A 17,121-nucleotide genomic window follows, 5' to 3' on the forward strand; every position below is an offset into this window, starting at 1 on the left:
GCGAGTGACGTGACAGAGCAGGCGACGACATTGATCGTGGGACTGGGCACCACCGGACTCTCCGTGGCGCGGCATCTGGCCGCCCGCGGGGAGCGCTTCTGCGTGGCCGACACCCGCGAATTTCCGCCGGGCCTGGCGGCGCTGCGGGAACGGGTGCCGGAAGTCCGTCTGTTCTCCGGGCCGTTTGACGCGGACACGCTGGCCCGTTTCGAGCGGCTGATCGTGAGCCCAGGGGTGAGCATTCGGGAACCCGCGATCCGGGCCGCCCAGGCCGCCGGTGCCCGGGTGCTGGGTGATATCGAACTCTTCGCCGGGCAGGCCGACGCCCCGGTCCTGGCCATCACCGGTTCCAACGGCAAGAGTACGGTGACGACCCTGGTGGGAGAGATGGCCAGGGCGGCGGGATTGCAAGTGGCGGTCGGTGGCAATCTGGGTACCCCGGCACTGGATCTGCTGGCATCCCGCTCGGCGCCCGATCTCTATGTGCTGGAGCTTTCCAGTTTCCAGCTGGAGACCACTTCCGGGCTCCGGTGCGCGGCGGCCGCCGTGCTCAACCTGTCCGCGGATCACCTGGATCGTTACGAGGGACTGGATGACTATGCCCTCGCCAAGGCTCGTATCTTCCGGCATGCCCGGGTGGCGGTGATCAACCGGGAAGATCCTCGGGTCCGGGCCATGTCCGGCGGCCGGAGCCGGGTGAGCTTCGGTCTCGATGTACCCGCGGAGGGTCAGTATGGCCTGAAAGACCAGGATGGCGGGTCCTGGTTGTATCGGGGGGACGAGCCCTTGCTGGCGGAGGCGGAGCTGCGCATGGCCGGGCGGCATAACACCGCCAATGCCTTGGCTGCCCTGGCCCTGGGCGAGGCCGCCGGCCTGCCCAGGGACGACATGCTGGCGGTATTGCGCCGCTTCGCGGGTCTGCCTCATCGCTGCCGGTGGGTGGCGCATCGGCAGGGCGTCGACTGGTACAACGATTCCAAGGGCACCAATCTGGGCTCCACCCTGGCGGCGTTGGCGGGGTTGCCGGGCAAGGTCGTGCTCATTGCCGGCGGGCAGGGCAAGGGCCAGGACTTCACGCCCCTGCGTGCCGTGGCCGCCGACAAGGCTCGGGCCGTGGTGCTGTTGGGGCAGGATGCCCCGGTCATCGAGCAGGCCCTGGAAGGCGTGGTACCGGTGGTGCGGGTCCATGACATGGATCAGGCCGTGGCCGAGGCCGCCCGTCTGGCCTGTCGCCAGGACAGCGTGCTGCTTTCGCCGGCCTGCGCCAGCCTGGACATGTTTCGTAATTATGAACATCGGGGCGAGGTCTTCGAGTCCGCGGTACGGAGGCTGACATCATGAAGGGCCTTGATCTTCAGGCCACCCGGGACATGGATAGCCGCTTGGCGGTGGAGCTGCATCAGAAGGTGGACCTGGGGCTGGCGGTCACGGTGATGGCCCTGCTGGGACTGGGACTGGTGATGGTGGGTTCCGCCTCCATCGGCATCGCCGAGCGCAGCCTGGGTGATCCCTTCTATTTCCTGCAGCGGCAGCTGATTTTCGTCAGCCTCGGCGTGGCGGCGGCCATCATGCTGTACAACCTGCGCCTGGCCTGGTGGCAGGCCATGGGTCCCTGGCTGCTCCTGTCCGTCTATGTGCTGCTGCTGCTGGTGCTGGTGCCCGGTATCGGCAAGACGGTGAACGGCTCCACTCGCTGGATTTCGGTGGGGTTGTTCAACCTGCAGGTTTCCGAAGTGGTGAAACTGCTCATGACCATCTATCTGGCCGGGTACCTGGTACGACATGCCCGTCAGGTCCGCGAGACCCTGTTGGGATTCGCCAAGCCATTGATCCTGATCATGCTGGCGACGGTGCCCCTGCTCATGCAGCCGGACTTCGGTGCCGCCGTGGTGCTGATGGCCATCGCCCTGGGGATGCTGTTCCTGGGCGGTGCGCGGTTGTGGCAGTTCTTCATGCTGCTGGGTGTCGTGGGCGCGGCGATGGCCTGGTTGGCGATTCAGACCCCTTACCGGGTGGCCCGTCTCACCGGCTTCATGGATCCCTGGACCGATCCCTTCAACACCGGTTTCCAGCTCACCCAGTCCCTGATTGCCATCGGCAGTGGTTCCTGGTTCGGCGTGGGGCTGGGCGGCAGTGTGCAGAAACTCTTCTACCTGCCGGAAGCCCACAACGATTTCCTGTTCGCCGTGCTGGCCGAGGAACTGGGTCTGGTGGGCATTGTGGTGCTGGTGGCCCTCTACGGCTTTCTGCTCTGGCGCAGCTTTGCCATCGGTCAGGCCGCCGAACGGGTAGGGCACCTGTTCGGTGCACACCTGGCCTACGGCATCGGCATCTGGATCGGTCTGCAGGCCTTCATCAACATGGGCGTGAACATGGGCATGCTGCCCACCAAGGGGCTGACCCTGCCCCTGATGAGTTATGGCGGCAGCTCCATGCTGGTGACCTGCGCGGCCATGGGGCTGCTGGCCAGGGTGCACCGGGAAACGGTGGAGAGCGGGGGCTTCAGGCCCCGCCGTCGTGCCTCGGGAGGTGGAGCATGAGTCGTCGTCCCATCCTGATCATGGCCGGTGGCACCGGGGGGCATGTCTTTCCCGGGCTGGCCGTGGCCGACCACCTGCGTGCCCGCGGCGAGACCGTGTGCTGGTTGGGCACGGCCACCGGCCTGGAGGCCCGGCTGGTGCCGGCGGCGGGAATCGAGTTCCATACCCTGCCGGTGAGCGGGCTAAGGGGTAAGGGAGTGGCCGCCTGGTTGCTGGCTCCCTGGCGACTGGGGGTGGCTCTGTGGGCGGCCCTGGGCCTGATGCTGCGGCTCAAGCCCCGTGCCGTGCTGGGCCTGGGGGGATTTGCCTCCGGCCCAGGGGGCCTCATGGCCGCCGCCCTGGGACATCCCCTGGTGATCCACGAGCAGAACGCCATTGCCGGCATGACCAACCGCTGGCTGGCCGGTCGTGCGGACCTGGTGCTGGAAGCCTTTCCGGGCACGTTCCCCGCGAGCCGCCAGGCGGTGGCCGTCGGCAATCCCGTGCGCGAGAACATCCGGGAACTGCCGGAGCCTGACCTGCGCATGGCCGGGCGGGAAGGTCCCTTGCGTCTGCTGGTGGTCGGCGGCAGCCTGGGCGCCCTGGCCCTGAATACCCGCGTGCCCGAAGCCCTGGCGCGTCTGCCCGAGGCGCGCCGACCCCTGATCCGTCATCAGGCGGGGGAGCGCACGCTGGAGGAGGCCCGCCGGGCGTATGCCCGGGCCGGGGTGGAGGCCGAGGTGACGGCCTTCATCGATGACATGGCCGAAGCCTACAACTGGGCGGACCTGGTGATCTGCCGGGCGGGGGCGCTGACGGTCTCCGAACTGGCGGCTGCCGGCGCGGCCGCCTTGCTGGTGCCCTATCCCCATGCGGTGGATGACCACCAGCGTGCCAACGCCCGCCACCTGTCCGAGGCCGGGGCGGCCCGGCTCGTCCTTCAGGATGAACTGGACCCCGAGGCCCTGGCGACGTGGCTGGCGTCCCTGGATCGCCCCCGATTACTGGAAATGGCCCGCCAGGCCCGTTCCCTGGCGCGTCCCGATGCCACCCGTCGCGTGGCCGAGGCCTGTCTGGCCCTGGCCGGGGAAGGAGATCGCCCATGAATGCGCCCAACGCCCTGATCGGCATGCGTCGCATCCGTCGGATTCACTTTGTGGGTATCGGCGGCTCGGGCATGGGCGGCATCGCCGAGGTGCTGGCCAACCTGGGGTACCAGGTCAGTGGTTCGGACATTGCCGAAAATGCCGTGACCCGGCGTCTGGAAGGACTGGGCGTGGAAGTCCGCCTGGGTCATGATGCCGCCCATGTGCGGCAGGCCGACGTGCTTGTGGTGTCCAGTGCCATTCGCTCCGATAACCCGGAACTGCGGGCGGCGCGGGAACGCCGCATTCCCGTCGTGCCCCGGGCCGAGATGCTGGCGGAACTGATGCGTTTTCGCTACGGCATTGCCGTGGCGGGGACCCACGGCAAAACCACCACCACCAGCCTGGTGGCCAGTCTGCTCGCGGAGGGCGGGCTGGACCCTACTTTCGTCATCGGCGGCCGGCTCAACAGCACCGCCAGCCATTCCCGGCTGGGGCAGGGCAGCTATCTGGTGGCGGAGGCGGACGAGAGCGACGCCTCCTTTCTGTGTCTGCAGCCGATGATCTCGGTGGTGACCAACATCGATGCGGACCATCTGGCCACCTACGAAGGGGATTTTTCCCGGTTGCGGGATACGTTCCTGGAGTTCCTGCACCATTTGCCCTTCTATGGCCTGGCGGTGCTGTGTGTGGATGATCCGGAAATCCGCGATCTGATCACCCGCATCGGTCGCCCCATGCTCACTTACGGCATCGATCACCCGGCCGACGTCAAGGCCCGTGAGCTGCGCCCCGACGGCACCCGCACCCACTTCGATCTGTCCCTGCCGGGCCGCGATCGGGCCCTGCCGGTGACCCTGAACCTGCCGGGACGCCACAATGTGCTCAATGCCCTGGCGGCGGTGGCCGTGGCCCACGAGTTGGGGGTGGACGACGGTGCCATCCAGCGGGGGCTGCAAGCATTCCAGGGTATCGGCCGGCGTTTCCAGGTCTACGGCAGTCTGCCCACGCCGGTGGGTGAGGTGATGCTGGTGGATGACTATGGCCATCATCCCACCGAGGTGGCGGCCACCATCGCCGCCGCCCGGTCCGCCTGGCCGGAGCGGCGTCTGGTACTGGCCTTCCAACCCCATCGCTACACCCGTACCCGGGACCTGTTCGAGGATTTTGCCGAGGTACTGTCCGAACCCGATGTGCTGGTGCTGCTGGATGTCTATGCGGCGGGGGAGGACCCGATTCCCGGTGCCGATGGTCGCACCCTGGCGCGGGCGATTCGTACCCGGGGACGGGTGGATCCCGTGTTCGTGGATGCGCCCGAGCGTCTGGTGGACGCCCTGCGGGGCGTGTTGCGGGCGGGGGATGTCCTGCTGACCCAGGGCGCGGGGAATGTGGGGGCACTGGCGGCCAGCCTGCCGACGGCACTGGCCGGCGATGGGGGGGCGCCATGATCGCGGCCCGTCGTCCCGGTCATCTGCGCGGGGAACTGCGCATCAATGAAGCCATGGCCCGGCATACCTCCTGGCGGGTGGGTGGGCCGGCGGACCGCTGGTATCGGCCGGCGGATCTGGATGACCTGGTGCTGTTTCTGTCCGGGCTGCGGGCGGACGAACCCCTGTTCTGGCTTGGCCTGGGCAGTAACATCCTGGTGCGTGACGGTGGTATCCGTGGAACGGTGATTGCCTACGCGGGAGTGTTGGATACCCTGCATGCCCTGCCGGGATACCGGGTGCGGGTCGGGGCCGGCGTGAGTTGCGCCAAGTTGTCCCGCTTCTGTGCCGAGCACGATCTTGCCGGCGGCGAGTTTCTTGCCGGCATTCCCGGCGCCCTGGGCGGGGCCCTGGCCATGAATGCCGGGGCCTGGGGGGACGACACCTGGTCCCACGTGGAGCAGGTCACTACGATTGATCGGCGCGGGTGTCTGCAGGTTCACACCCGGGGGGATTACGAGGTGGGCTATCGCCATGTGCAGGGCAGCCGGGAAGGCTGGTTCGTGGAGGCAACGCTGGCCTTCGCGGCCGGCGACGGTGAAGAATCCCGTCGGCGGGTCAAGGACCTGCTGTCCCGGCGCAACCGGACCCAGCCCATCGGACAGCCGTCCTGCGGTTCGGTGTTCCGCAACCCGCCCGGGGATCATGCGGCCCGGCTGATCGAGGCGGCGGGTCTCAAGGGGATGCGCATCGGCGGGGCCATGGTCTCGGAAAGACATGCCAATTTCATCATCAATACCGGTACGGCCCGTGCCGCGGACATGGAGGCGCTGATGCACCGGGTGCAGACCGAGATTCACGCCCGTTTCGGGGTTGAACTGGTCCCTGAGGTCCGCATCGTGGGTGAATCCGTCGAGGAGGTGGTGTCATGACGCTGTCAAATCAGACCGCTTTCGGCAAGGTGGCGGTACTCATGGGCGGTAGGTCCGCGGAGCGGGAGGTTTCCCTGCGCAGTGGGCGGGCGGTGCTGCAGGCATTGCTGTCGGCCGGCGTGGATGCCCACGGCATCGATGTGGGGCGGGATGTACTGGAGGTCCTGGCCCGCGGCGCCTACGACCGGGCATTCATCATCCTGCATGGGCGCGGCGGCGAGGATGGCGTCATCCAGGGCGCCCTGGAACTGTTGGACATGCCCTATACGGGTACCGGCGTGGCCGGTTCGGCCGTGGGCATGAACAAGCTCATGAGCAAGCGCCTCTGGCGCGGGGCCGATCTGCCGACGCCGGATTACCGGGTGTTGGAATCCGGGTTCGATCCGGTGGCGGTGGTGGAAGCCCTGGGTCTGCCCTTGATCGTCAAGCCTGCCCTGGAGGGGTCGAGCATCGGTATGTCCCGGGTCAACCGGGTGGAGGATCTGTCGGCCGCCTTTGAAGTCGCCGCCGCTTGTGGCGGGCCGGTATTCGCCGAACGCTGGATCACGGGCAGGGAATTCACCGCGGCCATCCTGGATGGTGAGCCGTTGCCCCTGATCCGTCTGGAAACTCCCCGGTCCTTTTATGACTACGAGGCCAAGTACGCCGCCGAGGATACCCGCTATCACTGTCCCTGCGGACTGGACCCCGAGGCAGAGGCCGCCGTACAGGCCCTGGCCCTGGCCGCCTTCGAGGGTGTGTCCGGACGGGGCTGGGGCCGGGTGGATCTGATGATGGATGCCGGGGGCAAGGCCTGGGTGATCGAGGTCAACACGGTGCCGGGCATGACCGATCACAGTCTGGTGCCCATGGCGGCCCGGGCCGCCGGGCTGGATTTCCAGGCCCTGGTAATGAAGATTCTGGCCACGTCCCTGACCCCGGGGGCGCGGTAATGGGGTGTATATGGGCAGATCGATGGCAAGGCGAAGGGTGCAGCGGCCGCCCTGGTGGCGGGAGGCACGCTTGCGCCGCGCCCTGCGAACCCTGCTGCTGGTGGCGGCGCTCATGATGCTCGCCTTTGCCGGTCAGGGTGCCGTGGCTTATCTGATGGAGCCTGATACCCTGCCCATCCGCAGCGTGGAAGTGGAAGGCGAGTTGCGTTACCTGGGGCCGGAGGCCCTGTCCGCGGCCATCACACCCCACGTGCAGGGTGGGTTCTTCAGCCTGGATCTGCGTCAGGTGGAGGCGGCGGTCAAGGCGTTGCCCTGGGTGCGCGGAGTCTGGGTGCACCGGGAATGGCCGGACCGGATCGTGATCCGGATCGAGGAACAGGTTCCGGTGGCGCGTTGGGGTAGCGATGCCCTGGTGAACCAGTACGGGGAACTGTTCCGACCGGCGTCGTCGGAAGCCCCCGAGGGCCTGCCGTTCCTGGAAGGCCGCGAGGGACGTCAGCGGCAGCTCATGGAGCGCTTCCTGGCAGTACAGGCCAGGTTGGCGGATGTGGGCCTGGAAGTCTCCGGGCTGAAGGAAGATGCACGCCGTTCCTGGGTGATTCAGCTCGAGAACGGAGGGCAGGTGCTGATGGGGCGGGGCATGGACGCCGATCGGCTGGATCGACTGGTGCGCATGTACCCGCGCCTGGAGGAACACCGGGACGAGCCCATCAGGCGAATCGACATGCGTTACACCAACGGCATCGCCGTGGCCTGGAAGCCCCGGGAGGGTGGTGCACAATGAGACAGGTTAGGCAGGCAAGGCGAATGAGAGTCATGAATACAGCGTTATGCATCGGGTCGCCACGGGATGCTTCAGTCGCGCTGATCGGCACGGTAGCGGAGATGAAGGCTTATGTCTAAGCGATCCGATAAGGGAATGATCGTCGGCCTGGATATCGGGACCTCCAAGGTGGAGGCCATCGTCGGCGAGGTGAATGACGAGGGGGGAATCGAGATCGTCGGTATCGGTTCCCACCCGTCCCGCGGTCTGAAAAAGGGTGTGGTGGTCAACATCGAATCCACCGTGCAATCCATCCAGCGCGCCATCGAGGAGGCCGAGCTGATGGCCGGTTGCCAGATTCACTCGGTTTTCACCGGGATTGCCGGCAGCCATGTGAAGAGCCTCAATTCCACCGGCGTGGTGGCCATCAAGGACAAGGAAGTGACCACGGCGGACGTGGAGCGGGTGATCGATGCCGCCCGTGCGGTAGCCATTCCGGCGGACCAGCGCATTCTCCATGTGCTGCCCCAGGAGTTCATCATTGATGAGCAGGAAGGCATTCGTGAACCCATCGGCATGTCCGGCGTGCGGCTGGAGGCCAAGGTCCACCTGGTGACCGGTGCCGTGTCCGCGGCGCAGAACATCATCAAATGTGTCCGTCGCTGCGGCCTGGAAGTGGATGACATCATTCTGGAACAGCTGGCTTCCAGCCACGCGGTCCTCACCGAGGACGAAAAGGAACTGGGGGTGTGCCTGGTGGACATCGGTGGCGGCACCACCGACATCGCCGTCTTCACCGACGGGGCGATTCGCCACACGGCGGTGATCCCCATTGCCGGTGATCAGGTCACCAACGATATCGCCGTGGCCCTGCGTACCCCCACCCAGTACGCCGAGGACATCAAGATCAAGTACGCCTGCGCCCTGCGTCAGCTGGCCAATCCCGAGGAAAGTATCGAGGTGCCCGGTGTCGGCGACCGGCCGCCCCGGCGTCTGTCCCGGCAGACCCTGGCCGGGGTGGTGGAGCCGCGCTACGAGGAGCTCATGTCCCTGGTGCAGGCGGAGCTGCGCCGTTCGGGCTGCGAGGAGATGGTGGCGGCGGGCGTGGTCCTCACCGGGGGGTCGTCGAAGATGGAAGGCGTCGCGGAACTGGCCGAGGAGGTCTTTCACATGCCGGTGCGTCTGGGTCTGCCCCAGTATGTCACCGGCATGGTGGATGCCGTGAAGAATCCCATTCATTCCACCGGGGTGGGGTTGTTGCTGTTCGGTCATCAGAGCCGCTACCAGGCCCTGGGGGAAGGGGTCAGGGGCGGTGGCATGAAATCCGTCTGGGGGCGGATGAAGAGCTGGTTTCAGGGCAATCTCTAGCATCGGCGACTGTACCGATGTCCTGGGCAGGGACTGGAAACTAAACAAGCAGGGGCGGTTGGGTCTGCGGGTCTGAATTCGAAGTATGACGGTCTTTCAACGAACATTGTGGTTTTTCAGGAGGTAGTGAATATGTTTGAGCTCATGGATACCTATCCCCAGAACGCGGTCATCAAGGTGATCGGTGTCGGCGGTGGTGGCGGCAATGCAGTCCAGCACATGGTCAATGCCTCCATCGAGGGCGTGGATTTCGTGGTGGCCAACACGGACGCCCAGGCACTCAAGCGGGTGGATGCCAAGACCCTGTTGCAACTGGGTTCACACATCACCAAGGGTCTGGGCGCCGGCGCCGACCCGGCGGTGGGTCGCGAAGCCGCCCTGGAAGACCGGGAGCGCATCCAGGAAGTGATCGACGGTGCCGACATGGTCTTCATCACCGCCGGCATGGGCGGCGGCACGGGCACCGGTGCCGCGCCCGTGGTGGCTCAGATCGCCAAGGAAATGGGCATCCTCACCGTGGCCGTGGTCACCAAGCCCTTTCCTTTCGAGGGCAAGAAGCGCATGCAGGTGGCGCAGTCGGGGATGGAGAACCTGGCCAAGTACGTGGACTCCCTCATCACCATTCCCAATGACAAGCTCTTGTCGGTGCTGGGCAAGAACGTGACCCTGCTGGATGCGTTCAAGGCCGCCAACGACGTGCTGCTGGGCGCGGTGCAGGGGATTGCCGAACTCATCACCCGCCCCGGCCTGATCAACGTCGACTTTGCCGACGTGCGCACCGTCATGTCCGAGATGGGCATGGCCATGATGGGAACCGGTTCCGCCTCCGGTGGTGACCGCGCCCGCGTGGCTGCCGAGGCGGCCATCTCCAGCCCGTTGCTGGAGGATGTGAACATCGCCGGTGCCCGGGGCATCCTGGTGAACGTGACCGCCGGCATGGACATGTCCATCGGCGAGTTCGAGGAAGTGGGCGCGGCGGTCAAGGAGTTCGCCTCCGAGGATGCCACCGTGGTGGTGGGCACCGTCATCGATCCGGAGATGAACGACGAACTGCGCGTGACCCTGGTGGCCACCGGTCTGGGAACCCCTGGCCAGGCGGCACGCCCGACCCGGGAAAAACCGGCCGTCAAGCTGGTCGAGCCCCGCCAGGCGGCCATGGGTGCCCAGGGCCACGGCAATGAGTTGGACATGATGGATTACGACAAGCTGGACCGGCCCGCGGTGATGCGCAAGCAGCAGGGCAATGCCGCTTACGATATCTCCGGCAATCCCAACATGGACTATCTGGATATTCCGGCGTTCCTGCGCAAGCAGGCTGACTGAGCATGGGCAGGTGCAGGGCGGAGCGCACCGCCGGTGTGCTCCGCCGCCCTGAGCCGGCACCGTTTCAGGGCGTGCCTTGCATCAAAACATGCAAGTCAACCCGTCCAGTGGCATAATGTGCGGCTATTTTTCCCCGTTGGGGCGTTCCGGGAGGGTTTCCCCTGGTCTGGCACGCATAATGCACTCATCCTGGTGCGTCACGGGTTCAGAGGACTATCACGTTGATCAAGCAGCGCACGCTCAAGAACACCATCCGCGCCACCGGCGTTGGTCTTCATACCGGTGAGAAGATCTATCTGATGCTGCGTCCGGCACCGGTGAACGCCGGTGTGGTGTTTCGCCGTGTCGACCTGGATCCGGTGGTGGAGATCAAGGCCCATCCCGAGAACGTGGGTGACACCTGCCTGTCCACCACCATGGTGAGCGGCGAGGTGCGTGTATCCACGGTGGAGCATCTGCTATCGGCCGTGGCCGGGCTGGGCATCGACAACCTCTACGTGGATGTCAGTGCGCCGGAGGTGCCGATCATGGACGGCAGCGCCGGGCCTTTCGTCTTCCTGATTCAGTCCGCCGGGATCGTGGAGCAGAACGCCCCCAAGCGTTTCATCCGTATCAGGCAACCGGTGGAAGTGCGCGAGGATGACAAGTGGGCAAGGCTGGAGCCCTTCAATGGTTTCAAGGTGGGTTTCTCCATTGATTTCAAGCATCCCATCTTCAGCGGCGGGATCCAGACGGCGGAACTGGATTTCTCCACCACCTCCTTCGTCAAGGAGGTCAGCCGGGCCCGCACCTTTGGTTTCATGCGCGAGATCGAGGCCCTGCGCAGTCGCCGGCTGGCCCTGGGCGGTAGCCTGGACAACGCGGTGGTGCTGGATGATTACCGGGTCCTCAACGAGGATGGTCTGCGCTACGAGGATGAATTCGTCAAGCACAAGATCCTGGATGCCATCGGTGACGTCTATCAGCTGGGCCATAGCCTGATCGGGGCCTTCACCGGCTACAAGTCCGGTCATGCCCTCAACAACAAGCTGATCCGCAAGTTGATCACTTTGGAAGATGCCTACGAGATCGTGACCTTTGAAGAGGGCGGCGAGCCGCTGCCCATCTCCTACGCTCACGCGGCGGCTACGGTCTGACCGGACCGTGGCTGCGCGCCGCCAGGCGGCGCAGGGCCTGACTCAGCTCCGGGTCGTCCACGGCACGAGCGGCTCCCAACAGGGCGCTGCGCGCCCGCGGGGAAAGCGGGTCGAGCTGACGAGCTCGGGATTCGGACCGCACCGACCCCATCGCCGGGCGCACCCGGATACGGACGGATTTTGCCTGCAGGCCATGGTGTGCCTTGACCTGCTTGAGGATTTCCCGCTGCAGGTAACGCAGTTGGGAAGCCCAGGCGCCGGTGTCCGTCACCAGGATCAGTGCCCCGGCCTCCAGGCCGCCCACCCAGCAGTGTTCCCGCGGCCCCGGTGGCAGCAGATCCCTGACGCTTTGGGTCAGGTTCTCCAGTTCTCGGGCCCGATGCAACAGTTCGGGGGCCAGCAGGGTTCTGGGGCGACGCATGAGCTGAGGGGTTCCTGGTCGGCTGGACGGGATGCCTGCAAGATTACCCGTATCCTCGGTATCGGAGTAGCGAGGATTTCCCACACAGTATGTGGTTGGATTATGATCGTGCCTTCCATGAAGGATGCGTGCCCGCGGCCGGCTTCACCCGGCACGGGTCCTGATCAGAAAAAAGCGGGCTGAGTCAGCATGAACATCATCTTCCTGACAGACAAGGGGACGGGTTCCCGGCGCTTTCATGTCTCACGCTGGTACCATCTCTCCATGCCCCTGGCCGCCCTCACGGTCTGCGGCGGTCTGATCCTGGGGGCCGGTTATCAGGCCGGTCGTCATCTGCATGGCACCACGGACCCCGGCCTCGCGCACTGGAGCGAGGAACTGCGGGAGCAGCGCTATCAGCTGGAATATGCCAGGGATACCGCCGAAGCCGGCATTCAGGCCCTGACCCAGCGCGTGGCCCAGCTCCAGGCCCAGATGATGCGTCTGGAAGCCCTGGGTAACAAGCTGGTGAAGATGGCCGACCTGGAAGACGGCGAGTTCGATTTTGGTGCCCTGCCCGGCCTGGGGGGGCCTGAAGAGCTGCTTCACGAAGCGCCTCCTTCCGATCTGCTGCAGCAACTCGATGAACTGGCGCGGCAGATGGATGACCGGGAGTCCCAGTTGCGGCTGCTGAGCCGTCTCATCCTGTCGGGGCAGTTGGCGGATGAGGTGACACCGGGCGGTCGCCCCGTGGTGTCCGGCTGGATGTCCTCGGGCTACGGCACTCGCACCGATCCCTTTACCGGCCGCCAGGTTTTTCACCGCGGCGTGGATTTTGCCGGTCGCCCCGGCTCCGACATCATTGCCGTGGCCGGCGGCATTGTGATCTTTGCCGACCGCCGGGATGCCTTCGGCAAACTGGTGGAGATCGATCACGGTAACGGTTATGTCACCCGCTACGCCCACAATCAGGAGATGCTGGTCAGCGTGGGAGACACGGTTCGCAAGGGACAGGTGATTGCCAGAATGGGATCCACCGGGCGTGCCACCGGTCCGCATGTCCATTTCGAAGTGCTCAAGGACGGCCGCCATGTCAATCCTCATCGCTTCATTGCCGCCTCGGGTTAGGTCCCGCGAGGTGCCCCACTGCGTCACCATCGCGGATGGGGTATGATGGCGGGCCTCAAGTTCAGCAACTCAGCGCAGAACCCTTCATGGTCACAAGCCTAGTCAGAAAGATCTTCGGTAGCCGTAACGACCGCCTGGTCAAGCGATACGGCAAACAGGTGGGACGGATCAACGAACTGGAAGCCGATCTCAAGGCGCTCTCCGACGAGCAGCTCAGGGCCAGGACCGGAGAATTCCGTGACCGCCTCGGCAAGGGGGAATCCCTGGATGACTTGCTGCCGGAGGCCTTTGCAGTGGTCCGCGAGGCCGGCCGTCGTATCATGGGCATGCGTCACTTCGACGTCCAGCTCATCGGCGGCATGGTGCTCAACGACGGTCGCATCGCCGAGATGCGTACCGGGGAGGGCAAGACCCTGGTCGCCACCCTGTCGGCCTATCTGAATGCCTTGCCCGGCAAGGGCGTGCATGTGATCACGGTCAATGACTATCTGGCTCGCCGCGACGCGGCCTGGATGGGGCGTCTCTACCACGGCCTTGGGTTGAGCGTGGGGGTGATCAATTCCTCCGGCGCCAAGGGCGCCAAGCATTCCTATCTGTATGATCCGGACCATGTCGGCGAGGAGGATGGACATCCTCATCTGCGCCCGGTGACCCGGCGCGAGGCCTATGCCGCCGATATCACCTACGGCACCAACAACGAATTCGGCTTCGATTATCTGCGCGACAACATGGCCTTTCGTGCCGAGGACCGGGTTCAGCGCGACCTGGCCTATGCCATCGTGGACGAAGTGGACTCCATCCTCATCGACGAGGCCCGTACCCCCCTGATCATCTCCGGCCCCACCGGCGAGAACTCCGAACTTTACCAGCGGATGAAGGACATCGTCCCCACGCTGCGGCGTCAGGAAGAGGAAGAATCCGAGGGCGATTATTACGTCGACGAGAAGGTCAAGCAGGTCTTCCTGTCCGAGGACGGCCAGGAACGCGCCGAGCAACTGCTCAAGGAGGCCGGGCTGCTCAAGGCGGACCAGTCCCTCTACGATGCCGCCAGCATCCCTCTGCTGCATCATCTCAATGCGGCGCTGCGTGCCCATGCCATCTTCCAGCGGGACGTCCATTACCTGGTGCGGGACAGACAGGTCCTCATCATCGATGAGTTCACCGGTCGCGTGATGCCCGGCCGGCGCTGGTCGGAAGGTCTGCATCAGGCCGTGGAGGCCAAGGAGGGGGTGCCGATCCAGAACGAGAACCAGACCCTGGCCTCGATCACCTTCCAGAACTATTTCCGCCTCTACAAGAAGCTCTCGGGCATGACCGGGACCGCCGACACCGAGGCCTATGAGTTCCAGCACATCTACGGCCTGGAAGTGGTGGTGATTCCCACCAACAAGCCCATGATCCGCAACGACATGCAGGATCTGGTCTACATGACCCAGAAGGAGAAGTACAAGGCCATCATCGAGGACGTCAAGCACTGCCGGGAACGGGGACAGCCCGTCCTGGTGGGCACCGCCTCGGTGGAGGCCTCGGAAATCCTGTCCGACCTGCTCAAGAAGGCGAAGATCAGTCATGAGGTCCTCAATGCCAAGCAGCATGAGCGGGAGGCCCATATCGTTGCCCAGGCCGGTCGTCCCGGCGCGGTGACCATTGCCACCAACATGGCAGGTCGTGGTACCGACATCGTGTTGGGCGGCAGCCTGGAGGCGGAGCTGGAGGCCCTGGGTCCGAATCCGGATCCGGTCCAGGTGGAAAAGATCCGCGACGAGTGGCGCAAGCGCCACGATCAGGTGCTGGAGGCGGGCGGCCTGCACATCATCGGTTCGGAGCGTCACGAGTCCCGCCGCATCGACAATCAGTTGCGGGGGCGTGCCGGTCGTCAGGGCGATCCCGGTTCCAGCCGTTTCTTCCTGTCCCTGGAAGACACGCTCATGCGCATCTTCGCCTCCGACCGGGTGAAGATGATCATGCAGAAGCTGGGCATGCAGGAGGGCGAGGCCATCGAGAACGCCTGGGTGACCAAGGCCATCGAGAATGCCCAGCGCAAGGTGGAAGGGCACAACTTCGATATCCGCAAGAACCTGCTCGAATACGACGACGTGGCCAATGACCAGCGTCGGGTGGTCTATGAGCAGCGTCGTGAACTGCTGGACTCCCAGGAAATCTCCGACACCATCCGCGCCGTGCGCGAGGATGTGGTGGATCAGACCATCAGTCGCTACATTCCTCCCGGCTCCATCGACGAGCAATGGGACATCCCCGGCCTGACCCAGGCCATGGAGAGCGAGTTCGGTCTCAAGCTGGACATCGCCGGCTGGCTGGAGAAGGACGACGATCTGCACGAGGAATCCCTGCGCGAGCGTCTGCAGGGGGAGGTGAGCGGCGCCCTGGATGCCAAGCGGGCCGTGCTCGGCCCGGAACTGACCCAGCGGATCGAGAAGGATGTGATGCTGCAGGTGCTGGACAGTCACTGGAAGGAACATCTGGCATCCATGGATTACCTGCGCCAGGGCATCGGTCTGCGTGGTTACGCCCAGCGCAATCCCAAGCAGGAGTACAAGCGCGAAGCCTTCGCCATGTTCGAGAGCCTGCTTGAGCGCATCAAGCATGACGTCATTTCCATGCTCATGCGCCTGCAGGTGCAGTCACCGGATGACGTCGCCACGCTGGAGGCCCAGGCGCGCGGCAGTGCCAAGCCGGCCAGCATGGAATTCAAGCACGACCAGCCGGACAGCCCCCTGTCCGCCGAGGACGATGCCGAGGACAAGCCGGAAGACCCGGATCAGGAACCCTACCGCCGGGAGGGGCCCAAGCTGGGCCGCAACGATCCCTGTTGGTGCGGCTCGGGCAAGAAGTACAAGCACTGCCACGGCAGACTGGAGTGATGATCGATGGCCGTGAACCTCAGTGAACCCGTTTCCCTGGCACCCGTTCCCGGGGTTCGGCTCAGCGCCGTGGCCGCCGGTATCCGTTACCGGGGGCGCGACGATCTGGTGCTGATGGAACTGGCGGCGGGCAGTACCTGTGCCGCCGTGTTTACCCGCAATGCCTTCTGTGCCGCCCCGGTGCAGGTGGCCCGGCAACACCTGCTCCAGGGCGGCCCCCGATATCTGTTGATCAATGCAGGCAACGCCAATGCCGGTACCGGGTCCCAGGGTCTGGAAGCCGCTTACCTGAGTTGCGGTGCCGTGGCTGGCTGCACCGGCGTCAGGGCGGCCCAGGTATTGCCCTTTTCCACCGGCGTGATCGGAGAACCTCTGCCGGTGGACCGGATCTCGACGGCCCTGCCCGAGGCCGTGGCCGCCCTGGATGAACAGGGATGGATGCGGGCCATGCGCGCCATCATGACCACCGATACGGTGGGCAAGGGGGCATCGGAAACGGTGCGTCTGTCCGGTGGCGAGGTGACCCTCACCGGGATTGCCAAGGGTTCCGGCATGATCCACCCCAACATGGCCACCATGCTGGCCTTTCTGGCCACCGACGCGCTGGTGGACAAGGCGGTGCTGCAGGCCATGCTGATACGTTGCGGCGATGCCAGTTTCAACGCCATCACCGTGGACGGTGATACCTCCACCAATGATGCCTGCGTGCTGGCCGCCACTGGTGCCTCCGGGGTAGCGGTGGAGACGGAGGCGGACCAGGCCCTGTTCGAGCAGGCGCTGTTGCGGGTCTGTCGGCAACTCGCTCATGCCATCGTTCGTGACGGTGAAGGCGCCACCAAGTTCATCACCGTACGGGTCAGCGGTGCACGGGACGCGGAAGAAGCCCGCCTTGTGGGCTTTGCCGTGGCCCTGTCGCCGTTGGTGAAGACCGCACTGTTTGCTTCGGACCCCAACTGGGGGCGGATCCTGGCCGCGGTGGGCCGTGCCGGTGTGAAGGATCTGGACGTGGACCGGGTGACCATTCATCTGGACGATGTGCGCATTGTCGCCGATGGCGGTCGGGCGCCCGAATATGAGGAGGCCATGGGGCGCCGGGTGATGGCCGGGGCCGAGATCCTCATCCATATCGATCTGGGAGGGCGGGGAGTGACCGAAGCCGAGGTCTACACCTGTGACTTTTCCTACGACTATGTGCGTATCAACGCCGAATACCGTTCCTGAGGGTC

The 17,121-nt window shown here is 65.2% G+C and carries 14 protein-coding genes; 13 read left to right on the forward strand and 1 reads right to left on the reverse strand.

Going from position 1 to position 17,121, the window contains the following annotated elements:
* Nucleotides 1-9 precede the first annotated feature (9 nt).
* The 10 genes from murD to lpxC all read left to right on the forward strand — a co-directional run bounded on the left by murD (nucleotide 10) and on the right by lpxC (nucleotide 11,485).
* Complete coding sequence (gene murD / locus ACLF6L_RS03105; RefSeq protein WP_238617394.1) at nucleotides 10-1,341, forward strand: UDP-N-acetylmuramoyl-L-alanine--D-glutamate ligase; 1,332 nt, start codon at nucleotides 10-12, stop codon at nucleotides 1,339-1,341.
* Nucleotides 1,338-2,540: a putative lipid II flippase FtsW gene (gene ftsW / locus ACLF6L_RS03110; RefSeq protein ID WP_238617395.1), complete on the forward strand. Its 1,203-nt coding sequence runs from the start codon at nucleotides 1,338-1,340 to the stop codon at nucleotides 2,538-2,540. Before murD ends, ftsW begins: the two co-directional genes overlap by 4 nt.
* Nucleotides 2,537-3,625 carry an undecaprenyldiphospho-muramoylpentapeptide beta-N-acetylglucosaminyltransferase gene (gene murG, locus ACLF6L_RS03115; RefSeq protein WP_412852350.1) on the forward strand — a complete coding sequence of 363 codons (1,089 nt, stop codon included), beginning with the start codon at nucleotides 2,537-2,539 and terminating at the stop codon, nucleotides 3,623-3,625. Before ftsW ends, murG begins: the two co-directional genes overlap by 4 nt.
* Nucleotides 3,622-5,052, forward strand: a complete 1,431-nt coding sequence (gene murC / locus ACLF6L_RS03120; RefSeq protein ID WP_008930977.1) for a UDP-N-acetylmuramate--L-alanine ligase — start codon at nucleotides 3,622-3,624, stop codon at nucleotides 5,050-5,052. Before murG ends, murC begins: the two co-directional genes overlap by 4 nt.
* Nucleotides 5,049-5,963 (forward strand): UDP-N-acetylmuramate dehydrogenase, encoded by a 915-nt coding sequence (murB, locus tag ACLF6L_RS03125; RefSeq protein ID WP_238617398.1) that lies wholly within the window; start codon nucleotides 5,049-5,051, stop codon nucleotides 5,961-5,963. The genes murC and murB overlap by 4 nt, the downstream gene beginning before the upstream one ends.
* Nucleotides 5,960-6,895 (forward strand): D-alanine--D-alanine ligase, encoded by a 936-nt coding sequence (locus tag ACLF6L_RS03130; RefSeq protein ID WP_238617399.1) that lies wholly within the window; start codon nucleotides 5,960-5,962, stop codon nucleotides 6,893-6,895. Before murB ends, ACLF6L_RS03130 begins: the two co-directional genes overlap by 4 nt.
* A gap of 22 nt (nucleotides 6,896-6,917) precedes the next feature.
* Nucleotides 6,918-7,679 carry a cell division protein FtsQ/DivIB gene (locus ACLF6L_RS03135; RefSeq protein ID WP_412852351.1) on the forward strand — a complete coding sequence of 254 codons (762 nt, stop codon included), beginning with the start codon at nucleotides 6,918-6,920 and terminating at the stop codon, nucleotides 7,677-7,679.
* Nucleotides 7,680-7,790: 111 nt separating this feature from the next.
* A complete protein-coding gene (gene ftsA / locus ACLF6L_RS03140) occupies nucleotides 7,791-9,026 on the forward strand; it encodes a cell division protein FtsA (RefSeq protein ID WP_238617401.1) in 1,236 nt (411 codons plus the stop codon).
* Nucleotides 9,027-9,158: 132 nt separating this feature from the next.
* Nucleotides 9,159-10,349: a cell division protein FtsZ gene (gene ftsZ, locus ACLF6L_RS03145; protein ID WP_412852352.1), complete on the forward strand. Its 1,191-nt coding sequence runs from the start codon at nucleotides 9,159-9,161 to the stop codon at nucleotides 10,347-10,349.
* Between the two features lie 221 nt (nucleotides 10,350-10,570).
* Entirely contained in the window at nucleotides 10,571-11,485 is a 915-nt protein-coding gene (lpxC, locus tag ACLF6L_RS03150) for a UDP-3-O-acyl-N-acetylglucosamine deacetylase (protein WP_238617403.1), read from the forward strand.
* Here lpxC and ACLF6L_RS03155 read toward each other — a convergent pair.
* Nucleotides 11,475-11,906 (reverse strand): DciA family protein, encoded by a 432-nt coding sequence (locus ACLF6L_RS03155; RefSeq protein ID WP_412852353.1) that lies wholly within the window; start codon nucleotides 11,904-11,906, stop codon nucleotides 11,475-11,477. The genes lpxC and ACLF6L_RS03155 overlap by 11 nt on opposite strands.
* A 189-nt stretch (nucleotides 11,907-12,095) precedes the next feature.
* On the opposite strand from ACLF6L_RS03155, the gene ACLF6L_RS03160 reads away from it, so the two are divergent.
* The 3 genes from ACLF6L_RS03160 (at nucleotide 12,096) to argJ (ending at nucleotide 17,116) form a co-directional block, all read left to right on the forward strand.
* A complete protein-coding gene (locus tag ACLF6L_RS03160) occupies nucleotides 12,096-13,013 on the forward strand; it encodes a M23 family metallopeptidase (RefSeq protein WP_238617405.1) in 918 nt (305 codons plus the stop codon).
* Nucleotides 13,014-13,099: 86 nt separating this feature from the next.
* Nucleotides 13,100-15,895 (forward strand): preprotein translocase subunit SecA, encoded by a 2,796-nt coding sequence (secA, locus tag ACLF6L_RS03165; protein WP_238617406.1) that lies wholly within the window; start codon nucleotides 13,100-13,102, stop codon nucleotides 15,893-15,895.
* Between the two features lie 6 nt (nucleotides 15,896-15,901).
* Nucleotides 15,902-17,116 (forward strand): bifunctional glutamate N-acetyltransferase/amino-acid acetyltransferase ArgJ, encoded by a 1,215-nt coding sequence (gene argJ / locus ACLF6L_RS03170; RefSeq protein WP_238617407.1) that lies wholly within the window; start codon nucleotides 15,902-15,904, stop codon nucleotides 17,114-17,116.
* Nucleotides 17,117-17,121: the final 5 nt, after the last annotated feature.

Source organism: Ectothiorhodospira shaposhnikovii, assembly GCF_047222355.1.
GTDB lineage: Bacteria > Pseudomonadota > Gammaproteobacteria > Ectothiorhodospirales > Ectothiorhodospiraceae > Ectothiorhodospira.